The 26,659-nt window shown below is 52.9% G+C and carries 27 protein-coding genes and 1 pseudogene; 14 read left to right on the top strand and 14 right to left on the bottom strand.

Annotation, left to right across the window (positions count from 1 at the left end; translation table 11 throughout):
* Positions 1-10: 10 nt before the first annotated feature.
* The 7 genes and pseudogenes from D5270_RS09755 to D5270_RS09725 form a co-directional block, all read right to left on the bottom strand.
* Positions 11-1,534, bottom strand: a complete 1,524-nt coding sequence (locus tag D5270_RS09755; RefSeq protein ID WP_166543927.1) for a hypothetical protein — start codon at positions 1,532-1,534, stop codon at positions 11-13.
* Positions 1,521-1,745, bottom strand: coding sequence for a helix-turn-helix domain-containing protein (locus D5270_RS09750; protein ID WP_166543926.1), 225 nt, complete (start codon positions 1,743-1,745; stop codon positions 1,521-1,523). Before D5270_RS09750 ends, D5270_RS09755 begins: the two co-directional genes overlap by 14 nt.
* Positions 1,746-1,883: 138 nt before the next feature.
* Entirely contained in the window at positions 1,884-2,261 is a 378-nt protein-coding gene (locus tag D5270_RS09745; protein ID WP_166543925.1) for a TnpV protein, read from the bottom strand.
* 9 nt (positions 2,262-2,270) lie between these two features.
* A complete protein-coding gene (locus D5270_RS09740) occupies positions 2,271-2,795 on the bottom strand; it encodes a hypothetical protein (RefSeq protein WP_207709349.1) in 525 nt (174 codons plus the stop codon).
* A gap of 361 nt (positions 2,796-3,156) precedes the next feature.
* On the bottom strand, positions 3,157-4,299 hold the full coding sequence (locus tag D5270_RS09735; protein ID WP_166543924.1) for an AAA family ATPase: 1,143 nt from the start codon (positions 4,297-4,299) through the stop codon (positions 3,157-3,159).
* Positions 4,289-4,624 carry a plasmid mobilization protein gene (locus tag D5270_RS09730; RefSeq protein ID WP_166543923.1) on the bottom strand — a complete coding sequence of 112 codons (336 nt, stop codon included), beginning with the start codon at positions 4,622-4,624 and terminating at the stop codon, positions 4,289-4,291. The genes D5270_RS09735 and D5270_RS09730 overlap by 11 nt, the downstream gene beginning before the upstream one ends.
* Positions 4,614-5,372 (bottom strand): annotated as a pseudogene (locus tag D5270_RS09725) (site-specific integrase); the annotation flags it as partial. The gene D5270_RS09730 and the pseudogene D5270_RS09725, both read right to left, overlap by 11 nt.
* Positions 5,373-5,734: 362 nt before the next feature.
* Here D5270_RS09725 and D5270_RS09720 point away from each other — a divergent pair.
* Both D5270_RS09720 and D5270_RS09715 read left to right on the top strand, forming a co-directional pair.
* Positions 5,735-6,265 carry a helix-turn-helix domain-containing protein gene (locus tag D5270_RS09720; protein WP_166543922.1) on the top strand — a complete coding sequence of 177 codons (531 nt, stop codon included), beginning with the start codon at positions 5,735-5,737 and terminating at the stop codon, positions 6,263-6,265.
* A 21-nt stretch (positions 6,266-6,286) separates the two neighbouring features.
* Positions 6,287-6,865: a methyltransferase family protein gene (locus D5270_RS09715; protein WP_166543921.1), complete on the top strand. Its 579-nt coding sequence runs from the start codon at positions 6,287-6,289 to the stop codon at positions 6,863-6,865.
* A gap of 225 nt (positions 6,866-7,090) precedes the next feature.
* Here the strand turns inward: D5270_RS09715 and guaA are convergent, their stop codons facing one another.
* Complete coding sequence (gene guaA, locus D5270_RS09710; protein WP_166543920.1) at positions 7,091-8,632, bottom strand: glutamine-hydrolyzing GMP synthase; 1,542 nt, start codon at positions 8,630-8,632, stop codon at positions 7,091-7,093.
* Positions 8,633-8,801: 169 nt separating this feature from the next.
* Between guaA and D5270_RS09705 the strand changes: the two genes are divergently transcribed.
* The 4 genes from D5270_RS09705 (at position 8,802) to D5270_RS09690 (ending at position 12,957) form a co-directional block, all read left to right on the top strand.
* Positions 8,802-10,181 (top strand): MATE family efflux transporter, encoded by a 1,380-nt coding sequence (locus D5270_RS09705; RefSeq protein WP_161473975.1) that lies wholly within the window; start codon positions 8,802-8,804, stop codon positions 10,179-10,181.
* Positions 10,182-10,183: 2 nt separating this feature from the next.
* The gene (locus tag D5270_RS09700) at positions 10,184-10,765 is read left to right on the top strand and encodes a 4'-phosphopantetheinyl transferase family protein (RefSeq protein ID WP_166543919.1); all 582 of its coding nucleotides are present in this window, start codon (positions 10,184-10,186) and stop codon (positions 10,763-10,765) included.
* A 74-nt stretch (positions 10,766-10,839) separates the two neighbouring features.
* Positions 10,840-11,505, top strand: coding sequence for a DUF4830 domain-containing protein (locus tag D5270_RS09695; RefSeq protein ID WP_166543918.1), 666 nt, complete (start codon positions 10,840-10,842; stop codon positions 11,503-11,505).
* 339 nt (positions 11,506-11,844) lie between these two features.
* The gene (locus tag D5270_RS09690; RefSeq protein WP_161473962.1) at positions 11,845-12,957 is read left to right on the top strand and encodes an ABC transporter ATP-binding protein; all 1,113 of its coding nucleotides are present in this window, start codon (positions 11,845-11,847) and stop codon (positions 12,955-12,957) included.
* Positions 12,958-13,053: 96 nt separating this feature from the next.
* Here the strand turns inward: D5270_RS09690 and D5270_RS09685 are convergent, their stop codons facing one another.
* Positions 13,054-14,124 carry a DUF4179 domain-containing protein gene (locus tag D5270_RS09685; RefSeq protein WP_166543917.1) on the bottom strand — a complete coding sequence of 357 codons (1,071 nt, stop codon included), beginning with the start codon at positions 14,122-14,124 and terminating at the stop codon, positions 13,054-13,056.
* Positions 14,093-14,677, bottom strand: coding sequence for an RNA polymerase sigma factor (locus D5270_RS09680; protein ID WP_166543916.1), 585 nt, complete (start codon positions 14,675-14,677; stop codon positions 14,093-14,095). Before D5270_RS09680 ends, D5270_RS09685 begins: the two co-directional genes overlap by 32 nt.
* A gap of 227 nt (positions 14,678-14,904) precedes the next feature.
* Here D5270_RS09680 and D5270_RS09675 point away from each other — a divergent pair, with 227 nt between their 5' ends.
* Positions 14,905-15,870, top strand: a complete 966-nt coding sequence (locus D5270_RS09675) for a helix-turn-helix transcriptional regulator (protein ID WP_166543915.1) — start codon at positions 14,905-14,907, stop codon at positions 15,868-15,870.
* 106 nt (positions 15,871-15,976) lie between these two features.
* Entirely contained in the window at positions 15,977-16,168 is a 192-nt protein-coding gene (locus D5270_RS09670) for an alpha/beta-type small acid-soluble spore protein (protein ID WP_161473958.1), read from the top strand.
* Positions 16,169-16,265: 97 nt separating this feature from the next.
* Here D5270_RS09670 and D5270_RS09665 read toward each other — a convergent pair whose 3' ends face one another.
* Positions 16,266-16,667 (bottom strand): hypothetical protein, encoded by a 402-nt coding sequence (locus D5270_RS09665; protein WP_166543914.1) that lies wholly within the window; start codon positions 16,665-16,667, stop codon positions 16,266-16,268.
* Between the two features lie 140 nt (positions 16,668-16,807).
* On the opposite strand from D5270_RS09665, the gene D5270_RS09660 reads away from it, so the two are divergent.
* From D5270_RS09660 to D5270_RS09635, 6 genes are all read left to right on the top strand, one after another.
* Positions 16,808-19,306: a transglycosylase domain-containing protein gene (locus D5270_RS09660; RefSeq protein ID WP_166543913.1), complete on the top strand. Its 2,499-nt coding sequence runs from the start codon at positions 16,808-16,810 to the stop codon at positions 19,304-19,306.
* 45 nt (positions 19,307-19,351) lie between these two features.
* Positions 19,352-20,599 carry a homoserine dehydrogenase gene (locus D5270_RS09655; protein ID WP_166543912.1) on the top strand — a complete coding sequence of 416 codons (1,248 nt, stop codon included), beginning with the start codon at positions 19,352-19,354 and terminating at the stop codon, positions 20,597-20,599.
* Between the two features lie 12 nt (positions 20,600-20,611).
* Positions 20,612-21,508 carry a homoserine kinase gene (thrB, locus tag D5270_RS09650; RefSeq protein WP_161473954.1) on the top strand — a complete coding sequence of 299 codons (897 nt, stop codon included), beginning with the start codon at positions 20,612-20,614 and terminating at the stop codon, positions 21,506-21,508.
* A 146-nt stretch (positions 21,509-21,654) separates the two neighbouring features.
* Positions 21,655-22,863, top strand: coding sequence for an aspartate kinase (locus D5270_RS09645; RefSeq protein WP_166543911.1), 1,209 nt, complete (start codon positions 21,655-21,657; stop codon positions 22,861-22,863).
* 11 nt (positions 22,864-22,874) lie between these two features.
* Positions 22,875-23,486, top strand: coding sequence for a class I SAM-dependent methyltransferase (locus D5270_RS09640; RefSeq protein ID WP_166543910.1), 612 nt, complete (start codon positions 22,875-22,877; stop codon positions 23,484-23,486).
* A gap of 73 nt (positions 23,487-23,559) precedes the next feature.
* Positions 23,560-23,760, top strand: coding sequence for a hypothetical protein (locus tag D5270_RS09635; RefSeq protein ID WP_166543909.1), 201 nt, complete (start codon positions 23,560-23,562; stop codon positions 23,758-23,760).
* 73 nt (positions 23,761-23,833) lie between these two features.
* On the opposite strand, the gene D5270_RS09630 is transcribed toward D5270_RS09635, so the two are convergent.
* The 3 genes from D5270_RS09630 to D5270_RS09620 form a co-directional block, all read right to left on the bottom strand.
* Positions 23,834-24,235: a BlaI/MecI/CopY family transcriptional regulator gene (locus tag D5270_RS09630; RefSeq protein ID WP_166543908.1), complete on the bottom strand. Its 402-nt coding sequence runs from the start codon at positions 24,233-24,235 to the stop codon at positions 23,834-23,836.
* A 132-nt stretch (positions 24,236-24,367) separates the two neighbouring features.
* Positions 24,368-25,069 carry a DNA/RNA nuclease SfsA gene (sfsA, locus tag D5270_RS09625; protein ID WP_166543907.1) on the bottom strand — a complete coding sequence of 234 codons (702 nt, stop codon included), beginning with the start codon at positions 25,067-25,069 and terminating at the stop codon, positions 24,368-24,370.
* Positions 25,070-25,076: 7 nt separating this feature from the next.
* On the bottom strand, positions 25,077-26,591 hold the full coding sequence (locus tag D5270_RS09620; protein ID WP_166543906.1) for a YifB family Mg chelatase-like AAA ATPase: 1,515 nt from the start codon (positions 26,589-26,591) through the stop codon (positions 25,077-25,079).
* Between the last annotated feature and the right edge of the window lie 68 nt (positions 26,592-26,659).

Here is a 26,659-nt window from a genome sequence, read left to right as displayed (position 1 = left end):
AATGCCCCTCCTATTTTGTAATAACAATCCCTTTACTAATTAACCACTGAATGTCATCAAAAGCATCTTGGACATTATGCCAAAGTTTACCTAGCCCAGGAAAAACTTCCTGGGCTATTCTAATCGCCTCGTTTTGTGGTAGCCCCCAAGAGGTTTCAAACCCCGCAACCAAGAGACATCCTGATTCATTTCCGACGGAAATAGGTGCTCCGTAATTTGCAATGATATCCAATAAGCAATACTTACGAACAATTTCTACCCGGTCGGAACTAATTGCATACTTGTGTTCATCGTAGGCCACAATATTTTTCTCGCTTACGGAAGCCGAAAATGCTCGGTTGATTTCTTTATCAGTATATCCTTCATCTCTTAAAAGCTGATAAATCTCATCCTCTTTTCCAGATGTTCTAATTACAGCATGCTCAATCTCAAGTGGCGTGAGGAACAAAATTCCTTGCAATGCCCTGCGCAATTTAAGTGGTGCTGTGCGGATTTGAATAAAATCCTTTGTTGTCGGTTTCGCCAACATCTTGCGCAAGTCTCCATTCAGAGAGGAAAAATAGCCAGCTCCATCAAGATACTCTATAAATACAGCGTCTGGGTATTTCTGCAAAGTCACTTCTCGAGTGCTGTCGGTTTGATCTACAACTTTGTGCGATACACTTCCAGAATCTCCAGCATAAAACTGGCTCTGTATAAAGACTTTTGCACCTGATCTTCTTGACTGGAAAGGAACAATAAAATCATACTTTCTCTTTTTTAGTTTATTGTCTACAGGCAAATCACCCAAAATTTCACCAACTTCAACATCTTGTGTATTGAAGTCTGTTCCTGCACTTAAACCCCATTCAGTCATATACTTTCTTAATATAGTTTCTGGAATATGCCCCTGTGTAGCAGTGATAGATCCTCTAGACTGAAAGATTACTATCGAACTGATAAGAGCATCTGCGTTTCCCAATTCTTTTTGTGATACATAAGCATTTCCTAAACTCCAGAGCTGCTTTGCGTAATCTTCATCTGATATAATCAAATGAAAATAGCTTTCGACAAATACAATTCTATAATCATCTTTGCCGGTAAGTTGTACTATTGTTTTGGTAACATCTGTCATAGAAAAAGCTCGGGGAATATCTTTATCTCTCCATCTTTCTCCACTCAATTTTTGAGGATAAGTACTTATTCCGATTTGATTTCTAAGCATAAGCGGGAACTGGCACTTTAGGTTATTATCAGTTTTTCCAGTAGCCAACAAAAGAACATTACATATATTATCAAGTATTTCTTTGGCAGCGTCATCATCTTTTCCAGATAAATACCCCAGTACATTTGCTGCCAAGGCAGATGATGAGCAATGTGAAACATCTGCGAAATTCTCGGTAATATCGGCTATGTAGTCAAATCCTTTTTTCAACTGCTCAAGATTAATTCTGAATTGTGGCGTATCTCTTATTTCTCCAAGCGAAGGAGTCACCCACATGTCAAACTCAGATATTTTTTCATCTAATGTTGCGTTATAATCATTGATTTTCATGTTGTCCCTCCTTGTCGACGAACTCCAAAATATCATCCACTCCGCATTGTAGAGCCTTACAGATTTTTTCTATACTTTCTATTGAAATATACTCATCACGCTTAAGGCGAGTAATAATATTGGCACTAACCCCAGCCATATCCTTTAGCTGAATGTTGGTTATTTTTCTATCGATCATCATATGAAAAAGTTTATCATAGTTAATAGCCATACCACACCTCCTGAAAGAGCTATATAGCAACAAGCATGTTCATTTTTATTTATAATATCACAAAATCGTGATTTTTTCAAGTCCCATGTAAGAATTGCCCGACACTCATATAGATGCGTCGAGCAATTCTTTAGATGCTTAGACATAAATCAGCTCAGCATTCACAACCTCTATCACCCTGCTTCGGATATTATTCATCAATCCGATCCATTTCATCTGGTTTTCCGCTTTTAACTGTTCCGTCACGCCCTCACGCTCTGCTATCTGTTTTACCAACCGAGAAAACAATTCTTCTGCTTGTTCGTCAATGTTGGCAAGATAGCTGTTCAGCTTGCCGCTTATGAACAGGGTAGTATAGGTTGCTCTTTTATGCTCTCGTAGATAGCGTTTGTGCCGCTGTCCCCATACACCGATAGGCTTGTTTTCTTTTTCGGCTGGTAAGGTAAGGCAGGGGATAAAATAATCCCCTTGCCGTACATAAGTGCCGCCCATTTCTTCAAAAATTGTCTTTGCCATTGTTTGTTCCTACCTTTCGTTTTCTTTATTTCTAAAGCGTGTGCCACGCTGTTTAGACTGCCTTGCCTGCTCCAACAGACTGTCAATCTGCTTACTACCAAACACCTTTCGCAGCAGCTTATAGTCTTTGGCTTCTTCCCTCAATCGGTTATTATCAGCGGTCAGTTGCTCGTTTTGACTTTTAATCCGTTCATTGCTACGGTATAGACTGGCGTTTGTCTGATTGAGCCTTTGGTAATCGTCAATCGCTTGAAAGCACCGCACCATAAGTGTTTTAATGAGAGATTTCAACCGCTTAACTAACGGCTCGACAATCTTGCTCTTATAACTTTTTGCAGTCATAAAGCCTTGCGGTTCGGGTAACTGATATTCGGGGGCATTCTCCAGTACATTCTGCATTTGCAAAAGCGAAGCTGTACCCTTATCAAAATTTTGAATACGCTTGGAAAGTGTTTCAAACTCGGTCTGCTTGTCTATGATTTTGCTTTCCAGTTGTTCAATTTCTTCTGCTCGCTCCTGCTTTTTATAGTCCAAAACAGAGAGATGTTCTCCGCTTTGAATTTACGGCTGTTGTGATTGACCGAGCCTTTCCCGACCATTGCGCTTATCGTTCTCTGCATAAAATCACTTCCTTTCCATTCTTATCTTTTCGCCGCTTGCGGTGAGCCTTTGTTACTTTCTGCGAAAGTAACGCAAAAGCACTTATGTCAGCTACGCCAACAAAAATGCAACCTGCACGCAGGTTTTGCGCTCTCCGAGGGGTAAGGGCTGTCCTTTGAAAAGGACACCCTTACAACCCCGTCTAAACTTCAAACCGTGTCAATGTGTGACGATAGTGACAATGTTTTTGACAGCGATACTGCTCTCAAAACATTGACACCTTTGACACCGTTTGTCACGCCGCCCCATCGGCTTCTTTCCAAAGCGAAACCTTTCTGCCATCGTGCGTGCGGCTGTTCTGATAGCGGATACCATAATCACGAAACAGTCTGCTTGCGTTGATACTAAGCCTAAGTGAAAGCACATTCGGTTTTATATCCACGCCGAGCCTTTCACAAAGTTCTGAAGCTGTTCCCTCCCATCTGTTACTTTCCGAAAAAAGAGTAGCTGCAATTTTTTCAAGCATTGGCTCAGGCGGTTCTTTCCACAACTCCGTTTCCGATTTTTCAAAATTCCACACCAAACACTCGGTATCTCTCACAAGATGAATTTTCACATCCTGCTGATCCCTGCCCGCCACATCAAGCGTAGCATTATTGGAAGTTCTCTTTTCCTTGCTGAGGACAAATGCGCCGTCCGCCGCACCCATCAGTCCATTCGTTCCCGAAATCATATCAAATATATCTTCTGCTTTCTGCTTTCGGGTATGATGAACGATAAGCATTGTAACTTTGTAACTGTCCGCCAACGCTTTGAGCCTTGCCACAATGTCATAGTCGCTTGCGTAACTGTAATCTGCCCCGCCAGCTTCACGGACACGCTTTAAGGTATCTATGATTATTAAACCTGTGTCGGGATGTTCCTGCATAAATCCTCTGATTTGTTCTTCTAAACCGCCATTGACCGTTTTACACTCCGTTGCAAAATATAGATTGCCTGTTTCTTCTGCGCCGAACATCTGAAACAATCGTTTCTGCAAGCGTGGGTAATCATCTTCAAGAGCAAAGTAAAGCACCGTTGCTTTTCGCACCTTATAATCCCACAATGGTATTCCTGTGCTGATATGGTAAGCGAGCTGTGCCATCATAAAACTTTTCCCCACTTTCGGAGAGCCTACGAAAAGGTAAGTTCCCCTTTGGAGCAAACCATCAATCAGCGGCGTCTGTATATCAAATACCGTGTCATACAAAGCTGCCATTGATACTGTCTTGAGATACGAGGGGGATAACTGCCGCAGCATTTCCCTTTGCATTTCTTCAAAACTCTTGATATTTTCATCGCAGTCGGATATACTATGGTCAGTACATTTTTGAATTGGCTGTTCCGTATCTGCGCCAACAGATACATTCGGAACAGTCATTTCTCTTTTATTCTCCATTCCCATCTTCTCCTTTCAGACCGCCGAGGATAATAGTAATCAGTTCAATGACATTCAGAAGTTCATCGTTTATGTCGTTTCCCGCTTCAATCCTTTGCAATTCCGTAAGAACGGCGGCAAGTTCCTTGTGCAGTGCCTTAAATACTCTCGGATTGCCCTGCACCACCACATCCTGATTCAGACAGCGGCGGTAACAGTATTCCTGTTTCGGCAATCCCGATAAAGCAACTGCCTTGTTAATGAGTTCATTTTCTTCGGGCGATACCCGAAGCCCTACTGTGATATTCCTCCAACGGTTTTTGTTATCTCTGTTCTTAGCCGACATTTTCAAAATCCCCTTTCCCTAAATCGTCCAATCTGTTTGCCATTTCCGTCTGTTTAGACGGAAACAGGTGTGCGTACTGATAAGTGATGTCAATGCTTTCGTGTCCTACACGGTCTGCAATCGCTACCGCTGAAAAACCCATATCAATCAGCAAACTTATATGGCTGTGACGTAAATCGTGAATCCGTATGCGCTTCACGCCTGCGGCTTCCGCCCCTCTGTCCATCTCGTGATGAAGATAACTTTTCGTTACCGTAAAGATACGGTCTTTCTTTTTCAAGCCATAGAGCATACCGAGATACTCCTGCATTTCCTCACAGAGAAAATGCGGCATTTTAATCGTGCGGTTGCTTTTCTTTGTTTTCGGTGTGGTAATCACATCTTCGCCGTGTAAACGCTGATAGGATTTGTTAATCGTGACCGTTTCTTTATCAAAGTTGAAATCGGCGGCGGTTAAGGCTAATAATTCGCCCTCTCGGATACCGCACCAGTAGAGCATCTCAAAGGCGTAAAAGGAAACTGGTTTGTCCATCATTTCATAGGAAAATTTCTTATATTCTTCCTTTGTCCAAAACAGCATTTCCTTGTGTTCCTCACTCCCCATATTTCCCACCTTTGCGGCAGGATTTCCTGCTCCGTAGAGCCTTTCATAAAAATACTGGCGGTTTACACGCCCCGCAATCGTAATAAATCCCTGTGCTTTCAGTTCCTCATTCAGCTTTCTGATGAGCTTATAGGCATAGGGCTTTGATACGCTTAGTTCCTGTGCCACATCATCGGCACGAATAAATTTGTTTTCCATATCATCAGTCCTTTCATTAGATTTTTAAGCTGCCGTTCTCCCCGAATATCGTTCCTGCCCCCATTTCAGCGGCGTTATCTCGCTCACTCTTGAACAAATCAAAAGGTCGTGGCGAAGTATCCTACTCGGACGGTCATTCAGTTTTAATTAAGCATATCAGCTTAGTGTTTTCTATTATACTAAGCAAATACGCTTGTATCAAGAGGTTTTAGAGAAAATATTAAACTTTTTTGTTTCGTTTCCTCTTGACAATTTCTAAACATATCTGCTATACTGGTTGCAGTACATAAGCAAGGAGTGTAAATACTATGGCTATTGGCGAAAGAATACATTTTTTCAGGCTTTTGCGTGGTATGACGCAAAAATATCTTGGCACGGCTGTCGGCTTTCCCGAACGGAGTGCAGATGTGCGTCTGGCACAGTACGAAACTGGCTCTCGTAAACCAAAAGCAGACTTAACGGCTGCATTAGCACAGGTGCTTGATGTTTCCCCGCAGGCTCTTGATGTTCCCGACATTGACAGCTACATCGGTCTTATGCACACCTTATTTACCCTTGAAGATATTTACGGTCTTACCGTCAGCGAAGCAGACGGAGAAGTTTGTCTGAAAGTCAACAAGGACAAAGGTAAGGACGCTGCCGAGCTATCAAAAATGCTCTGTGCTTGGAAAGAGCAGGCGGACAAGCTATCTTCCGAGGAAATCAGCAGGGAAGAATACGACAACTGGCGTTATCACTATCCGAAGTTCGATACCACACAAATCTGGGCGAAAGTTCCCTCGCAGGAATTAAGCGACACATTAGTCGAGCAATTCAAGGACAAGCTAAAAGATATGTAAAAACAGCGAGGAACAAATACTATGACTATTTTTCAAATATTGACTGCTATCATTTTGCTTGTTTTCTATGCTTGCTACTATGCAAAGAAAATAGAGCAAAAGAAAAAAGGAATCCATACCACGCAAATCGGAAAGGGAAAGCAAGGCGTTCCTCTATATATTGAAATTACAATGGGTATTGCAACATTCTGCGTTGTAGTCGTAGAGGTCATAAGCATTGTGTTAGACTGGTCTATTTCTCCTGTGTGGGTTAGAATTGCAGGACTAACTATCTCTGCATTGGGAGTCGCACTTTTTATAACAGCTATGCTTACAATGCGTGATAGTTGGCGTGCAGGCGTATCGAAAGATAAAACAGAACTTGTCACATCAGGAGTATTCAAGATAAGCCGTAACCCAGCCTTTCTTGGCTTTGATCTTATGTATTTAGGCGTTTTAATGGTATTTTTTAATTGGGTGCTTCTCATATTTTCAGCCTTTGCAATTCTCACGCTCCATTTGCAGATTGTAAACAACGAAGAGGACGCAATGTTATTGGCGTTCGGTGATGAATATCTGAATTACAAGAAAAAGGTAAACAGATATTTAGGAAGGAAATAAATAGGCAAACGACAAAACGCCCTTAGCTATGAGTTGCTACCCACAGCTAAGGGCGTTTTAATATGGATTGTTATTGTAAAAAACCATTCTCTTTCATTCTCTAACCCTAAAACCACTGGATTACAAGAATAATGGCTCTTATACAACCGTTATCAAATTGTTATCAAAAGACCTCTTGAAATGCCGCAAACCCGCATAAACACTGGGTTTCTTCGACCTCTCAACTTATTCGAACTCAATCGTCGCCGGCGGCTTGCTGGTCACATCATAGACCACCCTGGTCACTCCCGGTACCTCGTTGACTATCCTGTTGGACGCCCGGCCCAGGACCTCGTAGGGCATTTGATACCAGTCGGCGGTCATAAAGTCGGTGGTGTTCACGGCTCTCAGGGCCACGGTCTCGCCGTAGCTGCGCCCGTCGCCCATGACCCCGACGCTGCGGGTGCCGGTGAGCACCGCGAAGTACTGCCCGATATCCCTCTCGAGCCCGGCCCTCGCTACCTCCTCCCGGAAGATTGCGTCGGCCTCCTGGAGGGTGGCAACGCGCTCCGGGGTTATCTCCCCGATTATGCGCACGGCAAGGCCGGGGCCGGGGAAGGGCTGCCGCCAGACAAGGGCCTCCGGTATGCCGAGCTCTGTGCCTAGCCTGCGGACCTCGTCCTTAAAGAGGTCCCTAAGGGGCTCGACTATCCCCTCGAAGCCCACATCCTCGGGGAGCCCACCCACGTTGTGGTGGGATTTTATCACTGCAGCCTGTCCGCTGCCGCTCTCCACCACGTCGGGGTAGATGGTGCCCTGGCAGAGGAGCTCGACCTTGCCGAGCTTGGCGGCCTCGGCCTCGAACACGCGGATAAACTCCTCGCCGATTATCTTCCGCTTGCGCTCAGGGTCCGTGACCCCCTGGAGCTTTGTAAGGAAGCGCTCCCCGGCGTTGACCCTTATGATGTTCATGTCAAACTCCTTTTTGAACACCTGCTCCACCAGGTCCCCCTCGTCCTTTCTCAGCAGCCCATGGTCCACAAAAATACAGGTGAGGTTTTTGCCCACAGCCTTGTGCACCAGCATTGCCGCCACCGAGGAGTCCACGCCGCCGGAGAGCCCGCAGAGTACCCGCCGGTCCCCGATAGTCTCCCTAAGGCTCTCCACAGTGTCCCTTGCAAAGGAGCCCATCTCCCAGTCACCGGAGCAGGCGCATACATTATATAAGAAATTCTCGAGCATTCTACCGCCGTGCTCAGTATGGGCCACCTCCGGGTGGAACTGCACGGCGTAGAGCTTCCTCTGCCGGTCCTCCATGGCGGCTATGGGGCAGTGGGCGGAGCAGGCGCTGGGGGCGAAGCCCTGGGGAGCCTCTGTAATGCCGTCGTTATGGCTCATCCACACTACGCTCTCCGGTACGCCCTCAAAGAGTGGGGACTCCCCGGAGAACCGCGTGAGGGTCTTCCCGAACTCCGGGGCCTCCATAGGGCCAACCCTGCCGCCAAGCACCTGGGCCATGACCTGCGCGCCGTAGCAGATACCCAGCACAGGTATCCCAAGGCCAAAGAGCTCCGGCTTGCAGAGGGGGGCTTCCGGGGCGTAGACGCTGCCGGGGCCGCCGGTGAAAATGATACCCTTATACCCGGAGAGCTCCCCGGGGTCGGTCCAGTAGGGCTTTATCTCGCAGTAAACTTTCCGGTCCCGCACGCGGCGGGCGATGAGCTGGGCATACTGCCCGCCGAAGTCCAGCACGACCACCGCCTGATGGCCTCTGTTCGCTTTTGGCATGATGTCACGACCTCCCTGAAAAATATACTATATAATAGCATAAGCCGCTCCCTTTTGCAACAGGAATCACCCTTAGAGCCCAAGAAAAAATCTTTTTCATCTTGGGCTTGATATCCCGGCTGAACTGTGATATAGTTGGGTGACATGCTAAAGTCAGGAGGAAATAATGATGAAAAGATTCAGAGGGCTTCAGGACCCCTTCTACGGTCAGATTGCAAAGCTTGTGATACCAATAGTCCTGCAAAACCTTCTGAGCTCCCTTGTGAGCTCGGCGGACGTAGTGATGCTCAACTTTGTAGGGCAGTCGGCAATCTCGGCGGTGAGCCTTGCCAGCCAGTACGCCCATGTGCTGTTTATGCTGTTCTATGGCCTTGGCACCGGGGCCACCATGCTCTGCGCCCAGTATTTTGGCAAGAAGGACTACAGGGCCATAGAAGTGGTCCAGGGCATAGCCATGCGCTTCTCCCTGGGCGTATCTATAATAGTGGCGGCCCTGGCCCTTACCATCCCCGAGTACATGATGCTGGTCTTCACAGACGACCAGGAGCTAATAACCCTTGGGGCCGGGTACATAAGGATACTCAGCATATGCTATCTCTGCTGGGGCGTTACAGAGGTCTATATCGCCATACTGCGCAGCGTGGGCAAGGTCACCATCGGCACTGTGCTCAACTCCATTGCCGTGGTGCTAAACGTGATACTGAACGCGGTGTTCATCTTCGGCTGGCTGGGAGCGCCAAAGCTTGGGGTGATGGGCGTGGCCCTGGCCACCTCTATCTCGAGGCTTGTGGAGCTTGCCCTGTGCTTTGTGGTCTCCGCAAGGTCCGAGCATATCAAGCTGCGCTTTAAGACCATGTTTATCCGCAATAAGCTGCTCTTTACGGACTTTATGAAGCTCTCGCTGCCCGCCATAGGCAACGACGTGGTGTGGGGCCTGGCCTTCTCCATGTACTCGGTGATAATCGGGCACCTGGGCACGGACGCTGTGGCGGCGAACTCCCTGGCGGCTGTGGTGCGCAGCTTCGGCACAATCCTCTGCTTCGGCCTTGCCAACGCAGGAGGCATACTCCTGGGCCAGAAGATGGGGGAGGGGAAGCTGGAGGAGACACGCTCCGACGGCAGGAAGGTGCTCTGGCTCACTGTGCTGTCGGGGGCCATAGGCGGGGTCATAGTGCTCATAGCCAGGCCATTTGTGATGATGTACGCGGGAGCCGGTAACTTTACGGAGACCGCAATAGAGTATCTCGGTGTAATGCTGCTTATAAACAGCTACTATATAATGGGCTGTGCGGTGAACACCACACTTATAGCGGGGGTGTTCAGGGCCGGCGGCGACAGCCGATTTGGGCTTATCTGCGACGCCATAGTTATGTGGGTTTATGCCGTGCCGGTGGGCTTCCTTGCGGCCTTTGTGCTGAAGCTGCCGGTGCTTTGGGTGTACTTTATACTGTGCCTGGACGAGTTCGTCAAGTGGCCCGCGGTCATACACAGATACCGCTCGGGCAAGTGGCTGAAGAACATTACCCGGGACAATCTCTTTGAAAGCTGAGCATGGTATACATCACCGCAATGCCCCCCGGGGAGAGCCTTCGCCGGGAGCACTACGCCGGCTGGGCCCTGCTTAGGCTTGGACTCATGGAGCTGGACCTCTGTGAAGCCTCTGTAAGCGCCGACGCCTTGATGGACCGGGCGCTGAAGGGGGAGCACGGCAAGCCCTATTTTAAAGGAGGGCCGGAGTTCAGTATCAGCCACAGCCGGGGGCTCATAGCCTGCGCTGTATATAGCGTGCCGGTGGGCCTTGACCTTGAGCGGGTGAGGGAGTTCTCCCCGGGGCTGAGGGGGAAGATATGCACCGCCGGTGAGCTCGGGCTTACCGGTGGGGATAACTCCCTTCTGACTCAGCTCTGGACCTGCAAGGAGAGCCATATGAAGCTCACGGGCCGGGGCTTCTCCCAGGGGCTTTTGGAGACGGAGTTTTCCTCTCTGGGGGAGCGCCCGGAGCTATCGGGGGATAGGGAGTGCTGTTTTTATAGTATGCCAATTACCCACGCCGGTCAGGGGTTTTGGCTGACCCTCTGCTCCAGAGGGCCCATAGACTTTCAGATTAGATGGACAGATTATAGCGTCCTTTGAGTATACCGCCGTTCCTTACTGCATACAAATGGAGCAGGAACCCATAGAGAGGAACGGTGCTTATGTTCGTATCTTTGAAAGCAAACAAAAAACGCGCAGCCGCCTTTGCCGTGCTTGCCCTGGCAGTGGTGGCGGCCTGCCTCTTCCTGCGCTGGCAGGGAGGGGACGGCGAGACAAAGGAGCCCCAGCAGGTGAAGGGCGGGACCAGCGAGGAGCGCCTTGCCTATCTCACCGGCTTCGGCTGGCAGGTGGAGCCTGAGCCTGCAGAGACCCGGGAGGTAATGATACCCCGGGAGTTCAACGACGTGTACAAGAACTACAACGCCATGCAGCAGGCCCAGGGCTTTGACCTGGCCCCCTACTCGGGCCAGGTGGTGACCCAGTACAAGTACCTTATCACCAACTACCCGGACGAGACCGAGGTTTATGCCACGCTGCTGGTATACGGCGAGGTGATAATCGGCGGGGACGTGGCCTGCGGCAAGGTTGACGGCTTCATGCACGGCTTTGCCAAGGACAGCGCCAGGTATGGTGAGGTAACTCCGGCCCCGGATAGCCAGTCTGCCGAGAGTGCCAGTAGTTATGTAAACTCCAGCGCTGTTGAAAGCAGCCAGGTGGAGAGCTCCGCTGAGGAGAGCGCCGACGCTTCAATGGAGAGCTCTGCCGTGTCCCAGGTCCAGCAGGAGGAGGGGGCAGAGGACGCCGGGGCTGTACCTGAGGACGCCTGGCCCACGGACTGAAGTTTTCCACTGTCTGCTGTGGAATACCCTGTGGAAAATGTGAAAAAGCCGGTAAATGTAAACCCGCGAGGCCAGGGCTGTACCCGGCTGCGCGGGTTTTTCCCTGGGAGAAATTTCGCAATATAGAGTACGCTCCATTACGATTGACCCCAAGTATTATGATGTGAATTTTCCATTCGTCAAATTTCACATAATTCATTTGTGAATATTGTTTTTTGGTAAAAGCGTCTAAAGGTGGGGATAAATCTTTGGATATATCACGACTATTCAAATCGGTTTTTTTCTGATATAATACATATAAATCAATTGGGCTCCACGAGCCTGACAGGAGGAAAACATATGGCAAGCTTGAGTTTAAGAAATATCTATAAGATTTATTCCGGCGGCGTAACGGCTGTTACGGACTTCAACCTGGAGATTGAAGACAAGGAGTTTATCATCCTGGTTGGACCCTCCGGCTGCGGCAAGTCCACCACCCTGCGTATGATTGCCGGCCTTGAGGAGATAAGCAAGGGCGAGCTGTACATCGGCGACACCCTTTCCAACGACATAGCCCCCAAGGACCGCGACATAGCCATGGTGTTCCAGAACTACGCCCTGTATCCACACATGACCGTGTATGACAACATGGCCTTCGGCCTGAAGCTGCGCAAGACTCCCAAGGATGAGATTAAGCGCCGCGTTGAGGAGGCTGCCCGTATCCTGGACATTGCCCACCTTCTGGACCGCAAGCCCAAGGCTCTGTCCGGCGGCCAGCGCCAGCGCGTGGCCCTGGGCCGCGCCATCGTCCGTGACCCCAAGGTCTTCCTGCTCGACGAGCCGCTGTCCAACCTGGACGCTAAGCTCCGCGCTCAGATGAGGACCGAGATTTCCAAGCTGCACATCAAGCTGGGCACCACCTTTATCTACGTTACCCACGACCAGACCGAGGCTATGACCATGGGCGACCGCATAGTGGTTATGAAGGACGGCTTCATCCAGCAGGTGGACACGCCCCAGAACCTGTATGAGTATCCTGTCAACGAGTTCGTGGCCGGCTTCATGGGCTCTCCCCAGATGAACTTCATCGACGCCAAGGTAGCGAAGAACGGCAGCGACTACACCCTGACCTTCGGGGCCTGCACCATCACCGTCCCCGCAAAGAAGGCAGAGGGCACCGATATCGGCAACTATGTTGGCAAGGAAGTTGTCTTCGGTATCCGTCCTGAGGACGTACACGACGAGCCCGACTTTATCGAGAAGGTGGGCGGGGCCCACACCACATGTGAGGTGGAGGTCACCGAGCTGATGGGCGCTGAGACCTACCTGTACCTGAACTGCGAGGGCACTGCTGTTACCGCCCGCGTGGAGCCCACCTCCACTGCGAAGCCCGGCGACAAGTGCAAGATTGCCTTCGACCTGAACAAGATGCATGTCTTCGACAAGGAGACCGAGGTTACTATTCTGAACTAAATCTGCCATATGTTGGGCCGGCGGGGAAACCTGCCGGCCTTTTGATTTGCATCAAGAAGCGCCCCCAAAAGGGGGCGCTTCGTTTGTGGTTGCAAATTATTCTACTACGGTTGCCTCTCCGTTCTCCAAGTCTATCCTGAACCTGGCAAGCTCCCTCCGCTCCTCGCCGGACGAGTTGGAGAAAACTGTCACGGTGACGGTCCCTGTGCCCTCGGGGGCGCCGGTGAACGAGCAGGTCTGTACCGCCGTGTCCCCGGGCTGATAGCGTCCGTCGCCGAAGTCGCCGTTTTCCCGCAGGTCGCTGCCAAGGTCTATGCCGCTGTCGGTGACAGCCGCCGCATCCAGACCATCAGGAGTGGAGTAGGGGTAGCTGAGCGTCACGGTAAACTTGCTGGGCGAGCTGGTCCAGGAGGTGAGGGATATGCCGTCAACAGAGACGCCCTCCTGCTCTCGGTGTATGTTGTGCTGGGAGCTCACCGGCAGGTCGAAGCTGAGGGCCAGGGGCTCCAGAGAGACTATCTGTCCTTCGCCGCCCTGGTCAATGGACTCCTGGGTGCGTCCTGACAGGGAGGTGATACTTGCGCTGACCCGGACAGTCCCGCTGGCTGTAGGCTCGGGCAGGCGTATCATCATGGGCGGGCACTCATAGTAATAGCCCCGCCGGGTGAACACCGGGGTCTCGTAGACCAACCCTCCTGCATTGCCGTCCACTTCAATACTCCAGCCGGGAGCGTCCTCAAGCTCCACAGTCTCAAGGGACTGCATTTGCAGCAGCTTGCTGTCCAGGGGGTCCAGCCGCAGGGCGAGGAAGATGTACTCGCCGTCGCAGTAGGCCTCTGTAGCGGTAACCTGGTACTGTCCGTTTTTTGCGCTCTTTCCCAAGCTCTGCACTACACCCTCATAGCCCGGGGCGTTGGCCCCCAGTGAGTTCAGCTGCCGGAAGGCCTCGCCAACAATGGGCAGGCTCTCGGCGAAGGCGGGGAATAGGGCGTTGGCTCCAAAGAGCAGGGCCGTAGCCACCGCAAGTGAAGCCGCCAGCGCGCCAAGCTTACTTATGTGCACCATCGGAGCGGGCTTTGCGCCCAGAGGCTCGTATGCCTCCTGGATAAATTCCGGGTCGATATAGCCAATGCCCTCAAACAGAGCGCAGCTGTCCACAGTTTTCATAGGGCCTGTCCTCCTTTTCTAGAAATGACTTGAGATTCTGTCTCAGACGGTACATCCTTTGGGAAAGCTTCTTCGGCGGCACGCCTATTTCGTTTGCCAGCTCACCAAGGGGGATATCGTACCAGTACCGCCGCACGAATAATATCCGGTCCTCCTTGCCAAGCGCCGCAAGCCACCGGCTGATGGCCTCGCCCAGCTCCGCGCCCTCTACATCCTGCTGAAGGTCCACCGCCGCCGGGACGCAGTCCTCCAGCTCGCTTAGGGCCTGCTCAAGCCCGTTATACCGCTTCTGCCGGTGGTTTTTGCGCCATAGGCTTACGGCGATATTCCGCACAACCCGGCCCAGCCAGGGCCTTAGCTTCTCCGGGCGCTGCGGCGGTATCCGGCTCCAGGCCTGATAGAGCGCCTCGTTTACGCACTCCCTGGCGTCCTCGCCGTCGGAGAGCAGGCTCATGGCGACGCCCAGGCAGAAGCTGCCGTACTTGCACTCTGTCTCGGCAATGGCGGCCTCGTCCCGCTGCCAGAACAGCCGGACAATTTCCATGTCGTCCATTTCAATTCTCCTTTCAAAAGAGTTTAAGAGGGCCCTCTGTATATTAACTCGCCATTTGCGCAGGGATATTTCAATAGATAAGATAATTTTATCAAATTTCCTGTGGGAATGCAAATCAAGGGAGCATTGGGATTTATGCAAGGAGGCCTTGCTGGACTCCGGTATTTTCACATGCTATACTTTAAGTAAACCCGGGGGATTAAAATATTTTTTAAGGGGCATTGTATATGAAGCTGACTATTGGAGAAAAAATCGCAATATTAAGGAAGGAAAGGGACGTGACCCAGACGGAGCTGGCAGAGTATCTGTATCTGGCCCCGCAGACCGTGTCCCGGTGGGAGGTGGGCAGCGGCTCTCCGGAGATAAGCCTGCTGCCTAGGATAGCCGCGTTTTTCGGCGTGAGCATTGACGAGCTCTTTGGCCTGACCTCCCTGGAGCGCACAGAGGACCTGGTGTTAAAATACTCGGTGCTCCGGGACGACAGGTCCTTCAGGGAGGCCATGGGCTATATCAACTCCCAGCTGCTGACTATTGAGGCGGCAATGAAAAACGGCGGGGAAGACCATCGGGAACTGGAGCGCGACATGGAGCGGCTGGAGGCCGAAAAGGTGCATATGTGGATACAGCAGGGCCGGGAGGCCTTTGACCGTGCCCTATCTATCGCGGACGAGTTTGTGGAAAAGACCGAGGGCGATTTGGAGCATAACTGGTATCTGCCAATGAGGCTTCAGCAGGACCAGCTATGTCACAATACCGGCAGGAGCCGGGAGACACTGGCTGAGCGCCGTAAGGACTTTGAGGAGTGTCCGGACGATACCTCACTGCTGAGGTATCTGGCCATGCTGGGCCACCGGCAGGAATATGAGGCTATTTTGGAAGCGGTGGACTGGGATAAAGCAGCGGGGCTGCTGTTCCCGCCAAGGGAGGGAAATCTCTCCAGCTGGCGGGAGATTATGAATGCCGCGGCCGGGCTCAGGAATGAGGATTTTATTGAACGGTATCTGCCGACGGTACTGGAGGTGTGCGGCAAGGGTGAGGAGATGGATTTCCTTTTATGTGTAATGGACGTGTATGACGGCGGGAAGCTGGAGGCGGCAAAGGCGCGGGTGCGGGAGCTGCTGCCTGACTCCGGGCTCAGCGGGTACTTTCAGGATAAGGTGAGGGAGAGGCTTGAGGGGGCTCTGGAAGCTTGAAAAATGCCTTCGCAGCCATGCAAAAATTGTCAATAATAAAAGCGGGCAGCTGTGCCACAATAGCTAATGCAAACGCGAAAAAACACTTTTGAAGGAGACGAGAATCATGAAGAGCAATTCTGTAATGGTCCCTGAGGCCAAGGAAGCTATGGAGCAGTTTAAGATGCAGGCCGCCTCTGAGGTTGGCGTCAACCTGAAGCAGGGCTATAACGGCGACATCACCGCCCGTCAGGCTGGTTCCGTGGGAGGCCAGATGGTAAAAAAGATGATTGAGAGCTATGAGAAGGGCATGAAGTAAGATTAGCCCAAAGCTAAGGGAGAACGCCCCGCCGGCAGGTCCGGCAGGGCGTTCTTTCCGTGTTATAAAAAATTGTTCTGCTATATTATAGCGCCGCTCAGTCGAAGTCCTCAAGGATTTCCTTGGCATGGGACAAATCCCTTGCCCGGATACCCTTGCGCAGCAGATCTATGTCCTCCTGTGGCAGCAGGTATACCTCCGTGTGCTTTGTGAGCACAGGCACGGACTTGCCCGGCTGGAACACGCCGATACCGCCGCGGTAAATAGTGACAAGAAAATCGCCGCCGGTGGTATTTTCTTCGATTTCGCTGTTTTCTTGACTTGGAGAGGGCTTTGGGGTATAATAGGACGTAACAGATTTTTCCGGCGGGCTTTCCGGTTTGCCGGAGGCCGCCGCGGAGCTTCGCCCAAGAGTGAGCATGACGGCGGCAAGCAGCAGGGCGATTACAGTGACTATCAGCAGAAGTATCGTTAGGGTCTTATAGCTTTTGTGGGTCATATCCGTCGCCTTCCTTCTATGAATAGCTTGATATACGCCTATTCTGCCACGTAAAGCTGCATTTTATGCCAGTATTTGGACAAGCTATCAAAATATTAACATATTTTACTAATCCTAAAATTATCACGGAGGGACTGCCTATGAGAAAGGAAGACATCAACAAGTACACCACCACCTCTATGCGCGTGCCCAGCCAGCATACAGAGGGTGAGTTCACAAAATCAGCAGGGGCAACTGTGGCTACTATGGGCGGCATGGTCTGGAAGGTATTCAAGACTGTGTTCTGGATAGCCGCCATTACGGGGCTGCTGGTGTTCTGGTCTGTGGCCTCCTATATTTTAAGCTTCCGCAACGCCGAGCCACCGGATATAAACGCGGGCAACCTGAACTATTCCAGCGAGATATACCTGATGGACGAGGCGGGCAACCCCACTGAATACCTGCCGCTGTACCGCAACGAGAACAGGGTCTGGATGCCCCTTGAGGATATCCCACTGCAGATGCAGACGGCCCAGGTGTGCATAGAGGACCACCGCTTCTACCAGCACCAGGGCGTGGACTGGAAGGGCACGGCGGGAGCTGTCCTGCACCTGATGACCGGGCAACCCGGGCGCGGCGGCTCCACCCTGACACAGCAGCTGATAAAGAATATCACCGGTGAAAACCAGGTGAGCATTATGCGCAAGGTTACGGAGATATTCACGGCCTTGAACATGGAGAAGGACAAGTACACAAAGGCCCAGATACTGGAGGCCTATCTTAATATAGTAAACTACGGCGGTATCTGCCAAGGGGTTGAGTCCGCCGCCCAGTGCTACTTTGAAAAGAGCATTACAGAGTGCTCCCTGGCTGAGTGTGCCCTTATAGCGGGCATTACCCAGAACCCCTATCAGTATAACCCCCTTATCTTCCCTGAGGAGAGCAAGGAAAAGGCCGAGCTGGTGCTGGACCGTATGCTGGAGCTCTCAGAGTCCGGGGAGATGGACACCGAGCACCTGCAGCCTATCACCAGGGCGGAGTATAACCAGGCCATACAGGAGCTTGCAGGCATGGACTTTATCGGCGCGGATATTGACGAGGAGGAGGACGACGCCGAGCTGGACCTGGACAAGTGGAACTGGTACATTGACGACTGCTTCAACCAGGTAAAGGAGGACCTGATGGACAAGTACGGCTACTCCGAGGAGTACGCCGAGACGGTCATGTATAACGGCGGCCTATCCATCTACTGCGCCATGGACTATAAAATGCAGAACGATATAGAGCGCCTGTTCCTCACAAATTTAGATATGCTCCCGGCCGACGACGATATTGATACGGGCTTTTACGCCATGGACCCATATACCGGGCGGGTGCTGGTGACTATCGGCAGCAGGTATGAGCGCACGGGCGCGCTGCTCTACAGCAACGCTACCCAGGCCATGCGTCCCTGCGGCTCATCCATGAAGACTGTGAGCCCCTACCCGCTGGGTATAGAGAACGGCACTATAACCTACGGCACGCTGCTGAAAAACCAGCCACTAGCCGACTGGAACGGAATAGGCGGCGAGCCCGGGCCTGCCAACTGGAACGGCAGGTACACCGACTATATGTGCGTGGACCAGGCCATTGAGATGTCCATGAACGCCCCCGCCGCCCAGCTCTGCACTACGCTCACTGCTGAGGCCTGCTACGAGTGGCTGACGGAGAAGCTGCACTTCTCTACATTGACGGCAGACGTGGACGCCCACAGCCGTTCAGCCATGGCCCTTGGCACCCAGTATTGGGGCGTTACCGTAGCCGATATGACCTCGGGCTACCAGATATTTGCAAACGGCGGCGTGTACCATAGGCCGGTCACATATTACTATGTACAGGACCACAGCGGCAACGTGATACTGGACAATAGGGAGGGTATGGAGAACGGAGAGCGGGTAATGCGTGAGGAGAGCGCGACTATAATGAACAAGCTCCTGGAAAAGCCCATTTACTACGCCAACTCCACCGGCGGCTACCTTGCGGACATGCCCATGAAGGTGTTTGGCAAGACCGGCACTACCGACGACGACTACGACTTGTACTTTGTCGGGGGCACCCCCTTCTGTGTGGCGGGTGTCTGGAACGGCTACACCTACTCCAGGGAGCTGGGGGACGGAAATATGTCCATGCGTATCTGGAAGACGGTGATGAACTACCTCTATGAGAACTACGACTGGGGAGATAAAAGCTGGATTCTAAGCGATAACGTGTATTCCACCGCCTTCTGCCGCAGCAGCGGCAAGCTGGCTGGGCCCAGCTGCTTCAACACGGCAACAGGCTGGTATGAGCCCGGCAACGCACCGGGCACCTGCAACGGCGGCTCGGACCATATCACCGGCCCGTCTCCGTCCCCTTCGGCCTCGCCGTCGGCGGCGCCATCGGTAGTGCCCTCTGTGTCGCCGAGTGCCAGTCCCAGCGCAGACCCCAGTGCGGACCCATCTACAGGGCCGGCGGACACCCCGGAGCCTCCGCCGAGCTTTAACCCCACGCCCAGTGACGAGCCCACAACAGAGCCCACCCAGGAGCCGACCCAGGAGCCTACAGAGACGCCGACCCAGGAGCCCACTGAGGAGCCTACAGACCAGCCTCCGGAGGACCACACGCCGGATGTGCCGGGATAAGGCAGGAACAGCTCTATTATAGAATATATTTAGGGAAGTGATGAAATGGCAGATATTGCAGTATTGGGCCACGGAGTTGTCGGCTCCGGCGTGCTGGAGGTGCTTCTGACCCATACGGACAGCATTACGCGCCGGGCCAAGGAGGAGATAAGGGTCAGGCATATTTTGGACCTGAGGGAGTTCCCGGAGCTGCCCTATGCCGGCAGATTTACAAAAGATTTCAATACGGTTTTAAATGACCCGGAGGTCACTATAGTAGTTGAGTGCATGGGCGGCCTTGAGCCCGCGTATACCTTTGTGCGCCAGTGTCTTGAGAACGGAAAATCCGTGGTGACGTCAAACAAGGAACTGGTGGCAGCTAAGGGTGCGGAGCTTTTGGCCCTGGCCCAGAGGAATAACCTGAACTTCCTCTTTGAGGCAAGTGTGGGCGGCGGCATACCTATTATAAGGCCCATCAGCCAGTGCCTTGCCGCCAACGAGGTCAGCGAGATAGCAGGTATTCTGAACGGCACCACGAACTTTATCCTCACAAAGATGATAAGGGAGCATATGGGCTTTGAAGAGGCTCTGAAGCTGGCCCAGGAGCTGGGCTATGCCGAGCGGGACCCCTCTGCGGACGTGGAGGGTGCGGACGCCTGCCGGAAGATATGTATACTGGCAAGCCTCGCCTTCGGCACCCATGTGTACCCGGAGGATGTGCACACCGAGGGCATTACCAGGATAACTTTAGAAGACGTGGCCTACGCCTCTGCCTGGGGCGGGGTGATAAAGCTTATAGGCCAGGTGAGTATGCTGGAGAATGGGCGCATAGCCATAATGGTGGCCCCGATGTTCATCAGCCGGGACAGCCAGCTCGCCAATGTGGACGATGTGTTCAACGGCATTCTGGTAAGAGGCGACGCCACCGGGGATGTGGTGTTCTACGGCAAGGGCGCGGGGAAGCTGCCCACTGCAAGCGCGGTGGTTGCGGATGTTATCGACTGCGTGAAGCATATGAAGGCGAGAAAATACCTGTTCTGGGAGGACGCGAAGCCGGACTATATCGAGCCCTTTGAGAGCATAACCGGAGACTTCTTCCTGCGCGTCCAGGGGGAGGGCTCCTCCGACGAAGCCTTTGCCATGGCCGCCTGGGTCCTTCCCGGGGCGGCGAGGATAGTGCGCAGGGAGGAGGCCCCCGGTGAGGCGGGGCTTTCCGTGGAGAACATAACCGAGGCACAGCTTAAGGGCTGCATTGACAAGCTTGAGGCCGGGGGAGTCAGGGTCCTGGACCGCATCAGGATATCGGATTTTTAAGGGGGCATTTAGATGATACGCATAGATGTGCCGGCTACCAGCGCCAACCTTGGCTCCGGATTTGACTCGCTGGGTATTGCCCTCACCATGAAAAACCGGGTCTGGGTGGAGGAATATGACGGCCTTGACATAAGCTGTACCGACGGCCTGGACGTGCCCAGGGACGAGAGCAACCTTATCTTCTGGGCGGCAAGCCATCTTTACAATATCTGCGGCAAGAAGCTGCCGGGCCTGAAAATCATCCAGGAGAACAACATACCTATGGCAAGGGGCCTTGGGAGCAGCTCGGCGTGTATAGTTGCCGGGATTCTGGCGGCCAACCGTTTCATGGGCAACCCACTGTCACATACCGACCTTATAAACCTTGCGGCAAAGATAGAGGGCCATCCGGACAATACCAGCCCCGCCCTCTCAGGAGGACTGGTGGCCTCGGCTATGGAGGGGGAGAGGGTCTATAGCGTCAGCGTCCCCGTGAGCGAAAAGATACGCTTTGCGGTGATGATACCGCCCTTCGAGCTGAAAACTGAGAAGGCAAGGGCCGCGCTCCCGAAGGAGTACAGCCGTGAGGACGCGGTGTACAATCTGTCCCGCTCTGGGCTCATGACGGCATCACTATTCTCAGGGGAGCTCCATAACCTGAGAGTGGCGGTCCAGGACAGGATACACCAGCCATACCGCTCGGGGCTTATTGAGAATTACGACAATGTGTTCCGCATGAGCTACGAGCTGGGGAGTCTAGGTACCTATGTCAGCGGCGCGGGACCAACCATAATCGCTATGGTGGAGACGGAGAATGCCGCTGATTTTGGCAGGAACTGCATATCACATCTGGAGGATAAGGGCATAACCGGCTGGCGGGTGGAGATTTTGCAGGCCGACCAGGAGGGGGCCAAGGTGGTTATAGAGTGAGCCCGGAGTAAAACCTGAACGCAAGATTTCCAGGGTTTTTGCATACGAATGTATAAATTGCCGGAATTATCCGGCCTGTATTGACAGATATTTCTTTTAGCGCTATAATACGCTAAAACAATAACCAAAGCAATGAGGGGTTGTATATGGCTTTAATTGTACAGAAATTCGGCGGGTCCTCTGTACGGGACGCCAAGCGCATTGACAATGTGGCGAATATCGTCACCACCGCTTATAAGGGCGGCAACGATGTGCTGGTGGTGGTCTCGGCCCAGGGGGATACCACCGACGACCTTATCGCCAAGGCGGCTGAGGTAAACCAGCGGCCTTCCAAGCGGGAAATGGATATGCTGCTCTCCTCGGGCGAGCAGATTTCGGCTTCGCTTTTAGCCATGGCTATCGAGCGTATGGGCTATCCGGTAGTGTCCCTGCTGGGCTGGCAGGCCGGCTTTGACACCACCTCGGATTATGGCAATGCACGCATTAAAAAGATAGACACCTCAAGGGTGAAGAAGGAGCTCGACAAGCGCCGCATTGTGGTGATAACAGGCTTCCAGGGGGTGAACCGTTACGGCGACATGACGACCCTGGGGCGGGGCGGCTCGGACACCAGTGCCGTGGCTATGGCTGCCGCCATGCACGCGGACCTCTGCCAGATATACACCGACGTGGACGGCGTGTACACTGCCGACCCCAGGAAGATACCCGGGGCAAAGAAGCTCAATTCCATCACCTATGATGAGATGCTTGAGCTGGCGACCCTTGGGGCCCAGGTGCTCCATAACCGTTCAGTTGAGATGGCGAAAAAATATAATATCGAGCTGGAGGTCCTCTCAAGCCTGACAGGGGCCAAGGGGACTATCGTGAAGGAGGATAACAGCGTGGAACAAATGCTATTAAGCGGCGTGGCGAAGGACGACAATATTGCCCGCATATCTATTATCGGCGTGCCGGATAAGCCGGGCCTTGCCTATAAGATTTTCTCGAAGCTATCATCAAAGGGTACAAACGTGGACATAATACTCCAGTCCATAGGCCGCAACGGTACTAAGGACATCAGCTTTACCGTTGAAAAGGATAGGATGGAGGACACCATAGAGCTCCTAAAGGAGTATACCGAGAAGCTGGGCGCAACAAGCCTGGTTGCCGACGACAACGTGTCCAAGGTCTCCATAGTTGGCGCAGGCATGGAGACCCACCCCGGCGTGGCGGCGGAGATGTTCGAGGCGCTTTTCAGCCGCAACGTGAACATACAGATGATTTCCACAAGCGAGATAAAGATTTCCGTGCTGGTGCACAAGGCCGACAGCGACAGGGCGGTGGAGGCTATACACTCTAAGTTCTTTGAAAATTAAGGAGGCTAAGAATGCAGGAGAAACCGTTTTGGGAGAAGACCTACAGCGATAGTGGTGTTGCTACTTTTTCCAAAGGCCCCACTGTAGACGTGAACGAGTATTACTCTATCTTCCCGCCGAATTCACTGGTTCTGGACGTGGGCTGCGGTGAAGGCAGGAACTCAGTATTCCTGGCAAAGCTTGGGCATACTGTGGACGCCTTTGATATATCGGAAAACGGTATAGCCAAGGCGCGTGAGATTGCACGGGGCCTTGGGGTGCAAGTCAATTTCTTCTGCCAGGATTTGGGCTCTTTTGAGTTTGAAAAGGATTATGACGTGATACTGTCTCATGGCGTGCTTCACCTACCAGAGAAGGAAGTCCGTGACGGCTTTATAAGGAGAATGCAGGAGCACACGAAGCCCGGCGGCTATAACGCCGTGGGAGTCTTCACAAACCGGCTGCCTGCCACGCCTGACAACGCCCCATTTACCCACAGCCTTTTTGATGTGGGCGAGCTCCCGGCAAAGTACGAGGGCTGGGAGATAGTGCACCACCTGGAGGGGACTTTTAAGGACACCCATCCAGGGGATATCCACCATGAGCACGCCTATGAGCGGATTATAGCCAGGAAAATAAAATAAGCCTTTTTCAATACAGAATTTGCCGCGTTAAAATCACCTCCGGCCTGCGCATACTAGGCCTGGGGGTGATTTTATGTTTCCGTATCAGTTGGGGAACAGCTCGTTTATAGGCTATCCCGGAAGCGGCATGATGGCAGGGCTCCTGCCTGTGGATTATCCGGGCTATCACGACCTGCCCGAGGAGGTTAGGTCAGCCCTGGAGGAGCGCCAGAAGGAAATCCACAGCGAGGCCGATATGCGCAGGCTCATAGACGAGCTCATGCTCAGGCGCTGAGCTCTGCGAAAGCGGAAAAGCGGGAGGGAAAACCCCACCCGCTTTTTCATATCACGTATTGTACTTGCATGACTTACAATTCCTTCCGCCTGGCCTTGATTATGTCCTCAAGCTGCCCAAGGATATCAAGCTCCGTCACGTCCTCCACCAGCGCCGTCACAAGGGAGGGCACGGAGTTCTGGGAGAACGCAGGGCTGTTCTTTATCTGCATTATGGCATAGGTGTCTGAGGACACGCAGGGGGTGAAGGTGCGCGCGTAGTTCTTGGTGCTCTGGACAAAGCCTGCCACCTCGATGGCATTTTTCTCCAGCATGGAGTTCAGAAGAATATGGATTGATGACGGCTTCCAGGTGCGTTCGGGGGTCAACTCAATGATTTCCGAGCGCGAGAGCGGATGCCCCTCTTTCCACATCAGCTCCATAATCTCGTTTTCGGACTTGGTGAGCCTGAAATATCGCGGATGTTCGGTGTTCATGGTGGGAACCTCCCAGATTAATAATAAATGATACGAACTCAATGTTCTGTGTAGCTTATATGTAGTATAAATGCAATGCTTTGAAAAGTCAATTACGTTTAGAGAATTAAAAACGGTTTTTGAAAATATATTTCAATTTTGTTGAAGATTTTTTTCAAAATGCAGTAATATTGGCAGTTTATGCCGAATACTGAGGCTTTCAGGGGTTACAAAGCAGTCCACAGCCTCCAGTCTGACGCCGGAGTTTCCCGCCTCAATAAGGGCCTTTGCAAACTCCGGGTCCGTCTCAAAGTTAGGGGTGAAGCCCCGCACGCCGGACATCTGCACCACAAACAGCGCGCAGGCCCGGTACCCCTCCTTTATACAGCCGCAGAGCTCCCGAAGGTGCTTAGCACCCCTTAAAGTAGGGGCGTCCGGGAACAATGTCAGCCCGCCGCGCTCCAGGGTAACGCCCTTTACCTCTACAAACCACTTTTCCCCGGCGGCCTCGGCGTAAAAGTCAAACCGTGAGCTGCCGAACTTCGTCTCCGGGCGCAGAAGAGTGAGACCGGGAAGGAGGTCGGGCATGTACTCGGCAGCCACTTTATTGGGGGCTTGGCTGTCCATATTTATGAGCAGGTGACCCTTTTCGACGGCGACCAGGTCGAACCGTGTCTTTCGCGCCGGATTGCCGCTCTCAGAGAGATACACCCTGGCTCCTTCAACCAGCAGCTCACGGCAGCGGCCGGTATTCTTCACATGGCAGACCTCCAGGCCCTCAGCCGTCTCCACATGGGCGATAAACCGGTTGGGCCGGGATTTGAATATGCCGGGGATTACTTTTTCATAAGTCATTGGAAACCTACGGCTTTCTATCCAGGGTGCGATACTGTATGGCCTCCGCCACGTGGTCGTCCTGGACGGTCTCGCTGCCCTCCAAATCGGCAATGGTCCTGGCGACCCGAAGCACCCGGGTATAGCTCCTGGCTGAGAAGCCGAAGCGCTGGAAGGCCGACTCCAGCAGGCTGTAGGCATCATGGGTAGCCATGCAGATTTCCTCCAGCTGGGAGGAGGGGATGTCAGCGTTACAGGCGTACCCAAGGTCCGCGTAGCGCTCCACCTGGAGCTGCCGGGCCCTGTTTACCCGCTGGCGTATCTGAGCCGAGGACTCCCCGGTGTTTTTCCCCGAGAGCTGCTGAAATTCCACAGGCAGCACCTGTATATGCAGGTCAATGCGCTCTAAAAGGGGACCGGATATCCTGGACTGATACCGTTCCACAGCCCTTGGCGAGCAGGTGCAGGGCCTGGTGGGGTGGCCGTGGTAGCCGCAGGGACAGGGATTCATGGCGGCTACCAGCATGAACCTGCAGGGGAAGGTGGCATTGCCGCCCACCCTTGAGATGGTGACTTCCCCATCCTCCATGGGTTGGCGGAGTATCTCCATGGCGGGTCGGGTAAACTCCGGCAGCTCGTCCAGGAATAACACGCCGTTATGGGCAAGGGAAATCTCACCGGGCTTTGGAGAGCTGCCCCCGCCGGAGAGCCCTGCCGCCGAGATAGTGTGGTGCGGGGCCCTGAAGGGCCTGGAGCCCAGTAGCGCGCTGCCCTCGGGGAGTTTGCCCGCTATGGAGTGCACCATGGTGGACTCAAGAGCCTCGCTAAAGGTCATCTCCGGGAGGATAGAAGGTATGCGCTTAGCCATCATGCTTTTGCCGGAGCCGGGGGTGCCCACCATAATGACGCTGTGGCCTCCGCTGGCAGCTATCTCCAGGGCGCGCTTTACTTCGTACTGTCCGCGCACATCGGCAAAGTCCAACATGGCGTCTGTGGAGCGCTCCTGGGCGGCGGGCTCCGTGGGGGAGATGGGCTTCCGGCCTGTGAGATGGTCCACCAGCTGCCGCACATTCTCCACCGGGTATACCCGCAGGCCCTGTATAACCGAGCCCTCCCGGGCGTTGGCGGCGGGCACGAAGAGCTCGGTAAACCCGGCCTCCTTTGCCTTCACAGCCATAGCCAGTACCCCATATATGCGCCGCACCTCCCCGGAAAGGGAGAGCTCGCCTAAAAATACCGCGCCGTCAGTGTCGCAGGCCAGCTGTCCCGAGGCTTTTAATAGGGACAGCAGCAGGGGAAGGTCATATATTGGGCCCTCCTTGCGCTTGTCGGCGGGGGCCAGGTTCATTATAATGCGCCCAATCGGGAAGTCGAAGCCGCAGTTTTTCATTGCGGCCCGCACCCGGTCCCTGGACTCCTTCACCGCGGCGTCCGGCAGGCCCACCACCTCAAAGGCCGGGAGCCCCTGGGAAAGGTCGGTCTCCACCTCCACTGGAAAGGCCTCCAGGCCGAAGGCGCCCATGCTGTATGTTTTTGAGACCATAGAGACCCCACCTTACAAAAAATGCAAAGATATTCAATATTATATACTATACCACATGCTTTTGCAAT

Source organism: Acutalibacter sp. 1XD8-36 (assembly GCF_009917525.1).
Taxonomy (GTDB): Bacteria; Bacillota; Clostridia; order Oscillospirales; family Acutalibacteraceae; genus Acutalibacter.
This window is presented reverse-complemented; position numbering and strand designations above follow the sequence as displayed.

What these genes read in the sequence shown, in the direction of transcription:
- D5270_RS09720 (WP_166543922.1), top strand. Translation starts at nt 5,735, where the DNA reads ATGGCTATTGGCGAAAGAATACATTTTTTCAGGCTTTTGCGTGGTATG.
- D5270_RS09675 (WP_166543915.1), top strand. Translation starts at nt 14,905, where the DNA reads ATGAAGCTGACTATTGGAGAAAAAATCGCAATATTAAGGAAGGAAAGG.
- D5270_RS09690 (WP_161473962.1), top strand. Translation starts at nt 11,845, where the DNA reads ATGGCAAGCTTGAGTTTAAGAAATATCTATAAGATTTATTCCGGCGGC.
- D5270_RS09700 (WP_166543919.1), top strand. Translation starts at nt 10,184, where the DNA reads ATGGTATACATCACCGCAATGCCCCCCGGGGAGAGCCTTCGCCGGGAG.
- D5270_RS09755 (WP_166543927.1), bottom strand. Translation starts at nt 1,534, where the DNA reads ATGAAAATCAATGATTATAACGCAACATTAGATGAAAAAATATCTGAG.
- D5270_RS09635 (WP_166543909.1), top strand. Translation starts at nt 23,560, where the DNA reads ATGTTTCCGTATCAGTTGGGGAACAGCTCGTTTATAGGCTATCCCGGA.
- D5270_RS09715 (WP_166543921.1), top strand. Translation starts at nt 6,287, where the DNA reads ATGACTATTTTTCAAATATTGACTGCTATCATTTTGCTTGTTTTCTAT.
- D5270_RS09730 (WP_166543923.1), bottom strand. Translation starts at nt 4,624, where the DNA reads ATGTCGGCTAAGAACAGAGATAACAAAAACCGTTGGAGGAATATCACA.
- D5270_RS09630 (WP_166543908.1), bottom strand. Translation starts at nt 24,235, where the DNA reads ATGAACACCGAACATCCGCGATATTTCAGGCTCACCAAGTCCGAAAAC.
- D5270_RS09640 (WP_166543910.1), top strand. Translation starts at nt 22,875, where the DNA reads ATGCAGGAGAAACCGTTTTGGGAGAAGACCTACAGCGATAGTGGTGTT.
- sfsA (WP_166543907.1), bottom strand. Translation starts at nt 25,069, where the DNA reads ATGACTTATGAAAAAGTAATCCCCGGCATATTCAAATCCCGGCCCAAC.
- D5270_RS09660 (WP_166543913.1), top strand. Translation starts at nt 16,808, where the DNA reads ATGAGAAAGGAAGACATCAACAAGTACACCACCACCTCTATGCGCGTG.
- D5270_RS09665 (WP_166543914.1), bottom strand. Translation starts at nt 16,667, where the DNA reads ATGACCCACAAAAGCTATAAGACCCTAACGATACTTCTGCTGATAGTC.
- D5270_RS09750 (WP_166543926.1), bottom strand. Translation starts at nt 1,745, where the DNA reads ATGGCTATTAACTATGATAAACTTTTTCATATGATGATCGATAGAAAA.
- D5270_RS09705 (WP_161473975.1), top strand. Translation starts at nt 8,802, where the DNA reads ATGAAAAGATTCAGAGGGCTTCAGGACCCCTTCTACGGTCAGATTGCA.
- D5270_RS09685 (WP_166543917.1), bottom strand. Translation starts at nt 14,124, where the DNA reads ATGAAAACTGTGGACAGCTGCGCTCTGTTTGAGGGCATTGGCTATATC.
- guaA (WP_166543920.1), bottom strand. Translation starts at nt 8,632, where the DNA reads ATGCCAAAAGCGAACAGAGGCCATCAGGCGGTGGTCGTGCTGGACTTC.
- D5270_RS09655 (WP_166543912.1), top strand. Translation starts at nt 19,352, where the DNA reads ATGGCAGATATTGCAGTATTGGGCCACGGAGTTGTCGGCTCCGGCGTG.
- D5270_RS09680 (WP_166543916.1), bottom strand. Translation starts at nt 14,677, where the DNA reads ATGGACGACATGGAAATTGTCCGGCTGTTCTGGCAGCGGGACGAGGCC.
- D5270_RS09735 (WP_166543924.1), bottom strand. Translation starts at nt 4,299, where the DNA reads ATGGAGAATAAAAGAGAAATGACTGTTCCGAATGTATCTGTTGGCGCA.
- D5270_RS09670 (WP_161473958.1), top strand. Translation starts at nt 15,977, where the DNA reads ATGAAGAGCAATTCTGTAATGGTCCCTGAGGCCAAGGAAGCTATGGAG.
- D5270_RS09745 (WP_166543925.1), bottom strand. Translation starts at nt 2,261, where the DNA reads ATGGCAAAGACAATTTTTGAAGAAATGGGCGGCACTTATGTACGGCAA.
- thrB (WP_161473954.1), top strand. Translation starts at nt 20,612, where the DNA reads ATGATACGCATAGATGTGCCGGCTACCAGCGCCAACCTTGGCTCCGGA.
- D5270_RS09620 (WP_166543906.1), bottom strand. Translation starts at nt 26,591, where the DNA reads ATGGTCTCAAAAACATACAGCATGGGCGCCTTCGGCCTGGAGGCCTTT.
- D5270_RS09645 (WP_166543911.1), top strand. Translation starts at nt 21,655, where the DNA reads ATGGCTTTAATTGTACAGAAATTCGGCGGGTCCTCTGTACGGGACGCC.